We start from the raw sequence: 13,036 nt of genomic DNA on the forward strand, positions 1-13,036 counted from the left end.
CTCGTGAGCAACACGCTCAACAACAAGACAGGGGAGATCCGCAAGATGCAGGACGCGCTCGGTAGCCGCTTCGCCGCCCTCTACGACGACATCCCGGCGCACATTCCCCGCGACGCCGTGCTGCGCGCGGCTGCCGTTGCCCGCGCAGCGGAGGCCGACCTGATCGTGACGATCGGCGGCGGCTCCATCACTGATGCCGGCAAGAACGTCCAGCTCTGTCTTGAGCACGGCATCACAGAGCTCGACCAGTTTGAGCCCTTCCGGCTCAAGACCGACCCTGCCACGGGCGTTGTCGAGGCGCCGGTTTTCCGCGGGCCGACGGTGCGCCAGATCGCGGTGCCGACGACCCTGTCGGGCGGCGAGTTCCACCAGAGCGGCGGCTCCAACGATCCGGTGAAGAAGCTCAAGCAGAGCATTCGCCATCCGCTGATGATTCCGCGCACCGTCGTGTTCGATCCTGCGCTGACGATGCACACGCCGCTCGGCCTCTGGCTGTCCACCGGCATGCGCGCGGTCGACCACGCGGTCGAGTCCTTCTACTCCCCCTACGGCAGCCCCTTTGTCGATGGCACGGCGCTGCAGGCGCTGCGCGTGCTCCCCGGCGCGCTGAAGCGCACGAAGCGCGACCCCGACGACCTCGAAGCGCGCGCTGATGCCCAGGCCGGCATGTGGCTCTCGCAGATGGGCATGTGGTCGCTCGTCCCGATGGGCGCAAGCCATGGCATCGGCCACGTCCTCGCCGGTACCTTCCATGTCCCCCATGGCCACTGCACCTGCGTGACGTTGCCTGCGGTGCTGCGCTTCAACAAGCCGGTGACCGAGGCCAAGCAGAAGCTCCTGAGCGAAGCACTCGGCGATGCCCGGCGGGAGACCGCCGACCTGGTCGCCGAGCTCATCGACGAACTCGAGATGCCCAACCGCTTGCACAAGGTCGGCGTGCAGCGCTCGGATTTCGCGCTGGTGGCCAGGAACGCGCTGCTCGACCGCTGGACCCACAGCAATCCGCGCAAATTCAAGAACGAGCAGGAAATCGTGGACCTGCTCGAGTCGGTCGCGTAACGCGAAGGCGTTGACATGACGCACTACGAAACCCTGCGGCTCGAGATCGACGACGGGCTCGCCACCTTGACGCTTTGCCGACCGCAGAGCCTGAACGCCTTCACCCAGCAATCGCTGGTCGAGCTGCGCGCGGCGCTGAAGGCGGTGGTCGCCTCGACAGCGCGATGCCTGGTCCTGACCGGCGAGGGCCGCGCCTTCAGCAGCGGGGCCGACCTGAGCGCGCCGCGCGTGGGGCTGGAGCCGAACGATCCCGACGAGTTCCTGCGCGACTACTTCGCGCCGCCCTTCCGCCTGCTGGCCGAAATGGAGATTCCGACCATCGCGGGGGTCAACGGGCCGTGCGCGGGCGCCGGCATGAGCCTGGCGCTCACCTGCGACATCGTGATTGCATCAGACGCGGCCTACTTCCTCCAACCTTTCGTCAACATCGGCCTGGTGCCGGACCTCGGCTCCAGCTGGCTGCTGCCTCAGGCCCTGGGACGCGCCCGGGCGACCGGCCTGATGCTGCTGGGCGAGAAGCTGCCTGCTGAAGACGCCGCGGCCTGGGGGCTCATCTGGAAAGTCGTCCCTGCCGGCGAACTCGACGCGCAGGTGCGCGCGTCAGCACGCAAGCTCATCGACGGGCCGAGTCGCAGCCCCGGCATGATCAAGCAGCTGATCGCGCGCTCGCTGCGCAACGGGTTGAGCGAACAGATGCAGGTCGAGATCGAGATGCAGCGCGTGGCGCTGCACAGTGCCGACCACGTCGAAGCCAGGGCGGCATTCAGGGAGAAACGTCAGCCGCGGTTTGTTCGATTAGCTCCGAGCCTTTGAACCGCGTCGAGCACGCGTCCTCCCTGTGCTGGCTACCGCGATTCGTACACTTGCAGATGGCAGTGAGCCGCACGGAGMAGCGGCGTGGTCAGTCGATGTGCGGACGCCCGTCGCACCATGTCGCCTACGATCGTCTCTGTTTCCAGCCGCGCGGCACCCGCGGCAATGTCGCGTATCATCGAGGCGGCCCATGACGACTTGATGTCCAAGAGCCGTGCATAGATCAGCGATGCAGCTGAGTCGCTCAGTGCATGCCCTTCACGCGACGCTACTTCCAGGCATTCGGCAATCGTCCCTTCCATCAGTCCGTGACCGCCATCGGTGCCGAGGATGTCAGCGACGCTGCCCCGCATGAGGCAGTTCATCGCTGCGCCCGCGCAGAGCATGACCCATTTGTCCCAAATTGCCTGTTCAATGTCGGTGCTCAGGAGCCGGTCACCAGGCGCTTTAGAAAGTAGTTGGTGAAAGCGGTCTGYCAGCGATTGCAGCTGCGTCGTGCGGGCGCCGACAATCACTTTGTCCTGGCTCCCCTGCTGCGTGATCACACCTTCGGCTCTAAGCGCGGTCGCCACGTAAGCAACGCCGCCAAGAACTCGGTCGCGACCGAAGACGGCGTCCAGTCGGTCGTAGGGCGCCAGTCCGTTCAACAAGGGAAGAATGCCAGTGCGCGGCCCCACTGCCGGTTCGACGTCGCTGATGGCGCTGTCCAGGTCGTAGCCCTTGCAACTAACCACGACGAGGTCGAACGGCGACTTCAGGTCGTCCCTGGTGATCGTACGCACCGCCCCGGCGAAGTCGCTAAGTCCGCCCCGCACGGTGAGTCCATCCCGCTGAAGCTTCACCTTGCGCGATGGCCGAACGAGGAACGTCACGTCTGCGCCTGCTTGGAGCAGCTTGGCCCCGTAGTAGCCGCCCATTGCGCCCGCGCCAAGAACGAGAATGTTCATGATGTCCTATAGAGCAAGAKAGAACGACGGAGAGACAACGCCCGACTTTCACTCCTCGCCCGGCTTCCAGTCTGGGCTATAGCCACCAAGGGTCGGGTGGTACATCTCATCGCCATCGTGCTGGGTGAACTCGACATTCAGGCGGTTCTCGCGCAGGCCCAGTATCTCGATGCAATGCGCGCAAAGGGCCTTTGCAACTTTCATCCGAAGCTCGGCGGATCGCCCTCGCCGGATGTCGAGCATCAGCAGTGAGACCGGAGCGGGCTCTGCATCCGCTTCCGGAATGCGCCAGACACCTCCCGGGCCAAGTTCCCTGACAGCTACGGTGATGCGGCGGATATCCACGCTCATCATCGATGTATAGGTCATGCTCATTCGCGCGKCCAGCTCCTTCTTCAATACGACCGAATAGCTCTCGTTCACGTCCAGTTGTAGATACGGCATCTTCGATCCTCAGGTTTCTGTCAGTACAAAATGAAAAGAAGCACCGGTAGGCAGACGAGGCCGAGCATCGCCATGAATTTTTGCGCGCGGTAGTAGTCGGCTTGTTGCGCCGCCGGGATACAGTGCAGACCAATGCATCCGCCGACGATCACGCACTCCTCCGGCGCTTGTATCTTGAACGTGGTCGGGGTCATTGGCCTGAGCCTCAATCGACCTTGATGCCGTACTTGCGCACGACAGCCGCCCACTTGCTGCGCTCCCGATTCGTCAGGTCAACGACGTCCTGCGGCGAACTGCTGCCGAGCTCCATTGCCATCGCGCTGAAACGCGCCTTCATGGCCGGGTCCTCGATGGCCTTGACCACTTCCTTATTCAGCATGGTCACGACCTCGGTAGGCGTGCTCGCCGGTGCCACCAGCGCGAACCAGACCGCGGCATCGACCCCGGGCAGCCCTTCCTCCGCCAGGGTCGGCACGTTGGGAAGCGCCGCGACGCGCCGAGGGCCCACGATGCCGATCGGACGGAGCTTCCCCGCCTTGACCTGCGGCATCGAGCTCAGCACGATGTCGCAGGTCATCTGCGTGTCGCCAGCGAGCACGCTCGCCAAGGCAGGCGCGGTGCCGTTGTACGGCACGTGGAGCATGTCGACGTTGGCCATTGATCCGAAGAGCGCGCAGGCCAGGTGCAACGGATTGCCGTTGCCGTTGGAGGCATATGCAAAGCCGCCTTCGCGGCTGCGGATGTAGGGGATCAGTTCTTTCAGACGGGTGGCCGGTGTGGAGTTTCCGACCACCATCACCAGCGGTGCCGTGGCGACCAAGGAAACGGGTGCGAAGTCGCGATCAGGGTCGTAGGCGAGCTTCCGATAGACCAGGGGATTCACCGCCAAGCTAGCGGACGAGGCCATGAACAGCGTGTATCCGTCCGCCGGCGCCTTGGCGACCATCGAAGCGGCCACGATGGTGTTGCCGCCCGGCTTGTTCTCGACGATGAACGGTTGCCCCGCCGTTTTGCCGAGCCGCTCTGCGAGGCCCCGCGCCAGTTGGTCCACGGGTCCGCCCGCGGTGTACGGCACGACGATCCTGACGGGCCGCGAGGGATAACTCTGTGCGGACGAGAGCGGCGAGGCGAGCGCCAGCACGCTAGCCGTTCCGATCCAGGCGAGGATCTTCAAGCAGCCGCTGGTCATGGCGTGCCGACCTTGATCAGGACCGAGTGAAGCCGCTCATCGAGGATCGCCGCCACCCTGTCGATCTCCGGTTGCCCGAACTGGCCGAACTGCGTCGATGGCTTGTCGTACTCGAAGGTCGAGCCGCCTTCCGGGTTCTCATAGAGGACCACCCGCAGTGGCGCATAAAGACCGGCCGCAAGATCGATGCTCGTCATCTCAACGGCGTACAGCACGTTGCCGATCAGGTACGCGGTGGCTTTCCTGCGTTCGCCCTTCAGCGCCAGCCAGTCTCCATGCGGGCCGACGTAGTGGATGGCGAGTCCATCTTCGCCGGCGGCCTTTTGCAAGGCGGCGCGGACGGCTTCGATCTCGTTCTTCTTCAACAGATCCCGAATCGCGTCGTTGAGCCGGCCCAGTCTGGATTCGAGCGCCGCCTTGACTTCGGCATAGGGCTTCGGCGTGGTGATCTTCACATGGTCCACGGGAAGGACGGAGGTCGTCACCGAGATGTCCGGTGCTTGGGGGGCGTTGGTCATGGAAACTCCTGCTACTGTGGTTCGAGCTTGACGAGCTTGGCGATGCGGCGGAACTTCTCGACCTCCTGCTGATAGAAGGCATCGGCCTGTGCGAGCGTCATGGGTTCGACAGGCAGCGCGGCCGAATCGCGAAGAAAGCGCTGGAATTCGTCGCCCTTCACGATCTCTGCCAAGTCCTTGCTGAGCCTGGCTGCTGCCGATTGGGGCACCGCCGCGGGGATGAAGACAGCTGCCCATGCGCTGTAGACAAAGTTCTTGAGGTACTTGCCCTCGCTCAGCGTGGGCACCTGGGCCAGGAAGGGATTCCGCTTCGTGTTCGCCACGCCGATCGCCTTGATCTTGCCCGTGCGCACCAGCTCCAGCACATTGGGTGCCAGCGGCACGAAAGCCATGTCGATCTCGCGGCTGAGCAGCGCCTGGACGACCGGCGCCGCGCCCTTGTAGGGCACGTCCATCAGCCGCGCGCCCGTAGCGGCGCCGAAGTCCGCGGCCACCAGGTAAGGCGCCGAGCCGTAGCCCCAGCTGCCGACCGTCAACTCCTTGCTGCCTGCCTTCCTCGAATGCTCGATTAGCTCGTCGACATTGGCGAAGGCGTGCTCGGCACTCGTCACCAGCGTGAAGTCGGTCGGCAGGATGGTCGCCAGCAGCCGGTAGTTTTCGGGCTTGTACTTCACCTGCGACATCGCGAGCGGCGACAGGATCATGTCGTTGCCGGTCGTCACCAGCAGCGTCTGGCCGTCGGGCGGCGCGTTCAGCACGTTGGCCGCGGCGATCGATCCGCCGGCGCCGGGCAGGTTCTCGACGATGACTGTCTGCCCGAGCGCCGACTGCAGCGGCACCTGGATCTTGCGCGCCGCGACGTCTGCGGGTCCTCCGGCAGGATAGGCGACGCGCAGCACCACCGGCTTCGACGAAGTCGCCTGCGCCTGAACGACGCCGAAGGGCTGCAGGGCCGCCGCAGCGACTATCCAGCCGACAAGGCGGCCTGTACCGTGATTGCGGGTCTTCATGATGAGCTCCTTGTGGGTATCAGGGACAAGAGACGAATGGGAAAGCAGATTGCGCGGTCTGAGCACTACGCGGATTGCGAGAGCGCGGGGAGGACCCGCCCATGGTTGAAGCCGAAGCCGATGCGATTGAATCCTTGGCGCTCACACCACCCCTGGAAGATGATTGCGTCGCCATCCTCAAGGAAGCTTCGGCGCTCGCCGTTGCTGAGTTGCACCGGCCTTTTGCCGGCAAGGGCAAGCTCCATCAGCGCGCCCGCTTCGGCCGGCTCGGGCCCGGAGATCGTGCCGCTCCCCAGCAGATCGCCCGGTTGCAGGTTGCAGCCCCCGGCCGCGTGGTGAGTGACCATTTGCGCAATCGACCAATAGTGATGAGAGAAGCTGGTGCGTGACATCGCCTCGGCGGGGAGCCTGGCCTCGCGCATGCGATGGGTCTCGATCGACACTTCGAGGCGGATGTCGATGGCGCCCCCTGCACGATGAGCCACGCTCTCCAGATAAGGCAATGGCTGCGGATCGGCCACGGGGCGGGTCCAAGGCTGCCTGTAGGGGGCCAGCGCGTCCATGGTGACGATCCAAGGCGAGACGGTGGTCGCGAAGTTCTTTGCATGAAACGGTCCGAGCGGCGCCATTTCCCAGGCCTGGATGTCTCGCGCCGACCAGTCGTTGAGCAGCGAGATGCCAAAGACGTGGTCCTCAGCCTGCGAGAGCGCAATGGGCTCGCCGAGCGCATTGCCTGCGCCGACATAAATGCCAAGTTCGAGCTCGTAGTCGAGGCGCCTGGAGGGGCCGTATTCGGGCGTGGTGCTTCCGTCCCGCAGCGCCTGGCCGTGCGGACGCCGAAACTTTTGCCCGGCCACACCGATGGAAGACACCCGGCCGTGGTAGGCGGTGGGCACCCATTGGAAGTTCCGCGGCACGTCGCCCTTCGGGTCCAGCAGACGGCTGATCGTTCGCGCGTGATGGATCGATGTGTAGAAGTCCGTGTAGTCGCCAATGCGAACCGGAAGCGCGTGCTCGACCTCGGACTGCGGAACCAGGCAGCCTCGGACTGCCTGGACGTGCGACGGCGTGGCGGCGGCGGCATCTTTGTCGAGGAGGTCAAAGAGTGCGCGCCGCAATGTGCGCCATGCCGCTGGCCCCATGGCGAAGAAGTCGTTGAGCACCGGTGCGGCACAAGACTGCGCGGCTCGCAGCGCCAGGCCATCGAGGCACGGCGTTCCACACAGGGCGGCCAGGTCCACGACCTCGTCGCCAATGGCCACGCCGCCACGCAGCGCTTCGCGGCTCCCAGCCCTTCGAAACACGGCAAACGGCAAGTTCTGGATCGGAAAGTCGGTGTGCGCGGTGTTCGCGCTCCCCAGCCAACTTGTCGCTGCGGCATCGTGGGTTTGATCGATCGTGCGCATCTGTTCGCCTCGCCCTGTGTTCAGTCGAACGCACCGGCTGGGCTGCGGCGGCTGCGCAGCACGCCTTGCATACGCAGCGTCTCGATTCGCTCGGCGGGAACTCCTAGCTCGCCGAGCACTTCGGCGTTGCTTTCCCCCTGAAAGTAGGGCAGGCCCGGTGCCGGCAGCTCCGAGCGGCTGAAGCGCCATGGGGGTCCAGGCATGCGCACCGTGCCGCCTTCACGGTCTGCGACTTCGACAACCGCGCCCCAGTCCCTCGCCCACTCGGAATCCGCGAGATCCTGCGTGCTGCGCACGACGCCTATCGCCAGTCCCGCCTCGCTGACTTGCGCCTGCAGCTGGTCCAGGTCGGTGAAGGTCAGGATCCAGGCCTTGACCTCGGCCATTAAGGCCGGAAGATTGAGCTTTCGAAGGGTTGCCGTGGCAAAGCGCGGATCCTTGAGGAGATCCGTGCGGCGCATCATCGAGCAGTACCGAATGAACATCGGCGAGAACACCGGACTCGTCGCGATCGTCAGGCGCCGACCGTCGGGCAGCTCGAAGATCGGAGACTCGTTCGCGCTCAGTGCGTACGGTTCGTCGTTGACCTCCAGCCCCGACAGCTGGGCCCCGGCGCGTTCGTTGGCCGACAGCATCGTCGCGGCCATCGAGACGTCGACGTACTGACCTTCGCCGGTGCGCGACCGATGCTGCAACGCGGCCAGGACGGCGATGACCCCGTGGAGTCCCGTGTAGACGTCGGCGTGGCTGCATGCGTCGTTGCGCATCTCGACCATCGCGCCCTCGTAGTGCTTCTGAAGGATGTCCGTCAGGCCCGTCTCCGCGTGAACTGTCGGCGCGAAAGCGGGTCGATTGCGCCACGGGCCCGTTTGACCGTAGCCGCTGATCGAAACGTAGACGATCTTCGGATTGAACTTCGCAACGTCTTCGTAGCCGAAGCCGAAGCGCGCCAGCGTTCCGGGACGGAAGTTCTCGACGATGACGTCCGCGTCGGCGCATAGCCTGGCGACGATATCCCGAGCCTCGGGCCAGTTCAGGTCGAGGCTGATGTTCCGCTTGCCGGCGTTCTGCTGCGCATAGTACGTCGACATGGAGCCGATGTGCGGTACGCCCGCGCGCCCTACATCGCCTGCAGGCGGTTCGATCTTGGTGACGTCGGCACCCAGGTCACGCAGCGCCTTGGTGCAGCCGGGACCGGACAGCACGCGGGTGAAATCGATGACCCGCAGGCCTTCAAGTGGCGCGCTCATCTTCAATCTCCTTCGAAGACAGCGGAGCCCGGCCCGCTGGCGACGAACGCTGCGAGACCGCGTGCCTGGTCGGCGCTGTTCCACATGGACGTGTTCACCTCTTCCTGGCGCGCGTCGGCGGCCGAGATGCCGCCGCGGGCCGACAGGTTCGCAACCGTCTTGATGCCGCGCAGCGCCACCGTCGCACCGGCCGCAAGCTGCCTGGCCCACGACATCGCAACGCTGGAAAGCTCCGCTTCTGCGGCCACCAAGTTGACGACGCCCCAGCGCTCGAGGGCGCGAGGATCGTGACGGCGGCCGAACATGGCCATTTCTTTTCCGCGCGCCAGACCTGCGCGCTGCACCACGCGCTGAACGCCTCCGAGGAGCGGCAGCAGCCCGAGCGAGGCCTCGGCCATGCCGAACGATGCCGTGTCCGCCGCGATGATCATGTCGCACATCAAGGCCAGCTCGAAGCCGCCGCCCAGGGCCGCGCCGTGAACCGCCGCGACCGTCGGAACCGGCACGTCCTCCAGCGATGCCCAGAGTCTTGCAAGCGCCTTCTGGTCCCAGCGCTCCGAGGCCAGGACGTTGAGGTCGGCGCCGGCGCAGAAGTGACGCATCGAGCTTCGCAGCAGGATGGAGCGGCATCCCTCCTCGACCGCCCTTGCGTAGACGGACGCAAGCTCCTCGAGCATCGCGTTGTCGATCAGGTTGTGCGGCGGCTTGGCCATGCTGACGATGCCCACGGCGCCGTCCTTCTCGTATGAAATCGAACTCATCGATCTTCTCCTTGAGGTGACATCGCCGGGATGGCCATCGCACCGTTGCGGCAAATGATAACGGTGTTAACAGCGAACGTTATCAGTGTTAACCCGATGTTGGGAAGTCGTATTCCCGCGACCCACGCTTGTAAGATCGGCCGAGTTACAAGGAGCCTCCCAGCGATGACCAGCAAGGCATCAAGGACACAAACCCGCAGCCCTTCACGGACCGCTGCCAGGAAGCCACGAGCGTTGCCGCCGCAGCTGCGCGAGCCGGCGTACGAGCGAGGCGGATTGCGCAACGCCCTGGTGGAGGAAGGCCGTAGGATGTTCGAAGAGAATGGGGCGAGCGAGTTGAGCTTGCGCGCCCTCGCGCGCCGGCTTGGAGTTTCCGAAGCGGCTCCGTCGCGCCACTTCAAAGGCAAGGAGGAGTTGCTGGCCGCAATCGCCATCAGCGGCTTCAAGCAGCTTGCGGAGCAGCGCAAGGAAATCTTTGCGCGGCACCTTCCCGCCCTGCCGAAGGCTCGCGAGATGATGCTGAGCTACGTGCGCTATGCCCAGACGCACGCCGGACTGTTCGACCTTATGACAGGTCCTCGGCTACTGCAGGAGTTCGTGCGCGGCGATGTCGAAGCGACGAGCAACATCTCGTACTCGTACTTCTCGGACTCGGTATTCGAGCTGGCGCTTGAGAGCGGCTGGGATAAGGAGCAGCTCCATTACCTGTCGCATGCGGCCTGGTCGATGGAGCACGGTGTTGCGGCGCTCATCCTGGGCGGACGCATTCCACGCACCGACAGCAATCTCGACACACAGCGCATGATCGAGTTCTCAATCGATCTGTTTCTTGCTGCTGTCATCGCGGGTCCTGAGAACTTCAATCGCAGTCCGATGTAGCCGCGTTTCAGAACGCGCGTCCCATCTTCGCCCACGTGAAAAAGCTTAGAACCATTCAACGCAACCGCTTGCCAACTGCCCTGAGTATCCTGATATTGAATGCGCCTCGACTGCTTTCTCAAGTGTAGATTCATGCACGAAGATGAGGCGCCCAGATGACGGCGTGAGACCTCCCTCTCCACATCACTCTTGAACCTTGGGGCGGCGAAGCGTTTGCGGCAAGCGACCGAACTCGCGCTTGAATGCCCGGCCAAAATGCGACACGTCGCTGAATCCCACGCTAAAGGCTGCCTCAGTCACGTTGTTCACGCTGCCGCCCGAGAGGAGCTTGTGGCTTGCGGCCAGCCGTTGACGCCAGAGCCATCGCATCGGAGTCGTGCCTTCAGTGGCAAAAATGCGGCTCAGCGTTCTTGGCGCAACGTTCTGCGCCCGGGCGATCGCCTCGATATCGAGTCCTGGTTCGTGAAGGTGCGCCAACATATACCTTTGCACCTGCGGCAGAAGACGATGTTGCTCCAAATTGGCTTGGGCTTCGGCGCCCAGCGCGCCGTCGAGCGTCGCGGAGATGATGTCCATCGTCGCGTGCATCAGCCGATCCTCGGTGTCAGCGCGCGATGGAACCTCGAAATCGACAATCTGGCGTATGACCGAACTGGAGAGAGCACCAAGTTTCGAATCACCCGCAATGCGCCGACCGGTGAAACGGCTGACACCTGACAACCGCGAATCCAACAATGGACGAGGAATGTTCACCAGGATCGAGCGATTGTTGTCATGGAAATTCATGCTAAATGGCATCGTCTGATCGTATAAAAACATATCTCCCGTGAAGGCGCTCGCCTGCCGATCATTCTGCTCAATGTCGACGCGACCGCTCAAAACCAGATAGAGCATGAAGTGTTCCCGCGGGTCCTTGCGGATCTGCGCTCGGCCGCGCGTCATGCGGATCGAACTGATGCCGCCGGATGATGCGGCACTGAGCCCGAGAGATCCGAAAACGCGGCTCGAGATCTGGGCACGGAACCCTTGCGTGGACTCCGACTGACACTCGGAGAGCGAGAAGTTCCGGCACGTCACGAGATGCCAGAGGTCGAACCCGCCCTCGGCGTCGACACCGGATGTGTTGTCCATCGACAGCATTCCAGACCTCCTTCAAGTCGTTCCTGATCAATTGTAAGTATGCAAACCGCACGCCAGTGCACAAGGTCCGGAAGCTCTAAGGGTCATCGCTAGAGGTTGCGAGATGCATCGCCGGCCAGTCACGGAGCTTTCAGCTCTACGCGCAAGGTGGCCGACACAGTCGGATGGATGGCACTCTGGATCGAGCGAGTGGAAGTTCTGCCGCATAACGTGCCAGGTGCGCCAGTAGTTCATTGCGTCATCGGCAGTGCCGATCCCACGCGCGCCTATCAGCACGCGCCAACCTCACTTAAAGCAAGGAATGCTTATGTCGACAGATCACCCATCGAATGAACACCTCTCCGAAGCAACAAACACCCGTGCGGCCATCAATAGACGTCAATTGCTGAGCGCCGCCGCCGCGGGAGCTTTGACCGGCTCCGGGCTGGTTAGTGTGCAGCCCGCAGACGCTTYCGACAGGGGCGTGCAAGATCTGGATCTGTCGTCGGCGGCGGCGGCAATTCGAACGGGTGAGATGACGTCTGAAGGCTACGTCACCCAGTTGCTCAATCGAGCCTCGAGTCTTTCTGATCTGAATGCTTTCATCACGATAGACCGGGCTGGCGTTCTTGAGGCGGCCAGGGCGGCGGACAAGTCCCGCGCGGCGGGCCGCTCCGCGCCGCTGCTGGGCTTGCCTATCGGTGTGAAGGACAGCTACCTGACCCGCGGAGTGGTTTCCACCGTCGGCACTTCTGTCTTGAAAAACTTCACACCCGACCACGACGCCGCCGTGGTAGCGGCCGTCAAAAACGCTGGCGGCATCGTGTTCGGCAAGAACAATCTTGCCGAGATGTCCTACGGCCTGACCGGCATCAACGATCACTATGGGCAAGCCAGGAATCCGCACAACCGCGACCACATCACCGGCGGGTCGTCGAGCGGCGCGGGCGCCTCCGTTGCCGCGCGCATCGTGCCAGCGGCCCTGGGGGGTGACACAGTCGGTTCGATCCGTGTGCCTGCTTCACTGTGCGGCGTCGTGGGCTTCAAGCCAACGCCGGGGCGTTGGCCTTCGAACGGCGTCGCGCCGATCTCCAGCACTCTCGACACCACGGGCGCGCTGGCTCGCAGCGTCGCAGACTGCATGCTGCTCGACTCGATCGTCACGCGCAGTGGATCACCCAAGCTGAAGACATCCGCCGGATTGAAGGGCGTGCGGCTTGCATATGCACCCCGTCAACACCTGGCCGGGGTCGATCCGGCCGTGGAGGCAACATTCAGGGAAAGCCTGCGCAAGCTCACCGACGCCGGGGCCGTTGTCGTCGAGATCGAGCTCGGATCGGACTTCAATGCACTCGCAGATCAAGTCGCATGGCCCATCTTCTTTCACGAGACGATGCCTGCGGTTCGAGAGTTCGTTGCGGCAAACGGCGTTCCCGCGTCGTTCGAACAGATCTACAAAGGGTTGGGCAAGAGCTTCAAGGGAGCCTGGACTCAGTTCGTCGTGCCTGGAGCACCCCACGTGGTTTCGGAAGCGGCCTACAGGACGGTCATGAATAAGTATCGTCCCGCGCTGCAGCGCCGCTACAGCGCCATTGCCTTCACCCAGGCGGACGCACTTCTTCTTCCGAAGACGCCGTTCTC

14 protein-coding genes are annotated in these 13,036 nt (G+C 63.8%); 4 read left to right on the forward strand and 10 right to left on the reverse strand.

Annotated elements, in window-relative coordinates; translation table 11 throughout:
• Both AC1DY5_RS20630 and AC1DY5_RS20635 read left to right on the forward strand, forming a co-directional pair.
• The coding region (locus AC1DY5_RS20630; protein ID WP_478114318.1) for an iron-containing alcohol dehydrogenase at positions 1-1,059 on the forward strand (1,059 nt) is incomplete at its 5' end.
• 15 nt (positions 1,060-1,074) lie between these two features.
• Positions 1,075-1,872: an enoyl-CoA hydratase-related protein gene (locus AC1DY5_RS20635; protein WP_478114320.1), complete on the forward strand. Its 798-nt coding sequence runs from the start codon at positions 1,075-1,077 to the stop codon at positions 1,870-1,872.
• A 32-nt stretch (positions 1,873-1,904) separates the two neighbouring features.
• Here the strand turns inward: AC1DY5_RS20635 and AC1DY5_RS20640 are convergent, their stop codons facing one another.
• The 9 genes from AC1DY5_RS20640 to AC1DY5_RS20680 all read right to left on the reverse strand — a co-directional run bounded on the left by AC1DY5_RS20640 (position 1,905) and on the right by AC1DY5_RS20680 (position 9,397).
• Complete coding sequence (locus AC1DY5_RS20640) at positions 1,905-2,819, reverse strand: ketopantoate reductase family protein (RefSeq protein ID WP_478114322.1); 915 nt, start codon at positions 2,817-2,819, stop codon at positions 1,905-1,907.
• Between the two features lie 48 nt (positions 2,820-2,867).
• Complete coding sequence (locus AC1DY5_RS20645; protein ID WP_478114324.1) at positions 2,868-3,263, reverse strand: tautomerase; 396 nt, start codon at positions 3,261-3,263, stop codon at positions 2,868-2,870.
• 20 nt (positions 3,264-3,283) lie between these two features.
• Complete coding sequence (locus AC1DY5_RS20650) at positions 3,284-3,457, reverse strand: hypothetical protein (protein ID WP_478114325.1); 174 nt, start codon at positions 3,455-3,457, stop codon at positions 3,284-3,286.
• Positions 3,458-3,468: 11 nt separating this feature from the next.
• Positions 3,469-4,452 (reverse strand): Bug family tripartite tricarboxylate transporter substrate binding protein, encoded by a 984-nt coding sequence (locus AC1DY5_RS20655; protein ID WP_478114326.1) that lies wholly within the window; start codon positions 4,450-4,452, stop codon positions 3,469-3,471.
• Complete coding sequence (locus AC1DY5_RS20660; protein WP_478114327.1) at positions 4,449-4,970, reverse strand: DUF302 domain-containing protein; 522 nt, start codon at positions 4,968-4,970, stop codon at positions 4,449-4,451. Before AC1DY5_RS20660 ends, AC1DY5_RS20655 begins: the two co-directional genes overlap by 4 nt.
• Positions 4,971-4,981: 11 nt before the next feature.
• Positions 4,982-5,980: a tripartite tricarboxylate transporter substrate binding protein gene (locus tag AC1DY5_RS20665; RefSeq protein WP_478114329.1), complete on the reverse strand. Its 999-nt coding sequence runs from the start codon at positions 5,978-5,980 to the stop codon at positions 4,982-4,984.
• Positions 5,981-6,045: 65 nt separating this feature from the next.
• A complete protein-coding gene (gene fahA / locus AC1DY5_RS20670; RefSeq protein ID WP_478114330.1) occupies positions 6,046-7,386 on the reverse strand; it encodes a fumarylacetoacetase in 1,341 nt (446 codons plus the stop codon).
• Positions 7,387-7,406: 20 nt separating this feature from the next.
• Entirely contained in the window at positions 7,407-8,636 is a 1,230-nt protein-coding gene (locus AC1DY5_RS20675) for a CaiB/BaiF CoA transferase family protein (protein ID WP_478114332.1), read from the reverse strand.
• Between the two features lie 2 nt (positions 8,637-8,638).
• On the reverse strand, positions 8,639-9,397 hold the full coding sequence (locus AC1DY5_RS20680; protein ID WP_478114334.1) for an enoyl-CoA hydratase/isomerase family protein: 759 nt from the start codon (positions 9,395-9,397) through the stop codon (positions 8,639-8,641).
• A 234-nt stretch (positions 9,398-9,631) separates the two neighbouring features.
• On the opposite strand from AC1DY5_RS20680, the gene AC1DY5_RS20685 reads away from it, so the two are divergent.
• A complete protein-coding gene (locus AC1DY5_RS20685) occupies positions 9,632-10,276 on the forward strand; it encodes a TetR/AcrR family transcriptional regulator (protein ID WP_478114336.1) in 645 nt (214 codons plus the stop codon).
• A 183-nt stretch (positions 10,277-10,459) separates the two neighbouring features.
• On the opposite strand, the gene AC1DY5_RS20690 is transcribed toward AC1DY5_RS20685, so the two are convergent.
• Entirely contained in the window at positions 10,460-11,416 is a 957-nt protein-coding gene (locus AC1DY5_RS20690) for a helix-turn-helix domain-containing protein (RefSeq protein ID WP_478114338.1), read from the reverse strand.
• Between the two features lie 463 nt (positions 11,417-11,879).
• On the opposite strand from AC1DY5_RS20690, the gene AC1DY5_RS20695 reads away from it, so the two are divergent.
• The coding region (locus tag AC1DY5_RS20695) for an amidase family protein (RefSeq protein WP_478114340.1) at positions 11,880-13,036 on the forward strand (1,157 nt) is incomplete at its 3' end.

The sequence above is a fragment of the Variovorax sp. P4_D9 genome (genome assembly GCF_056401695.1).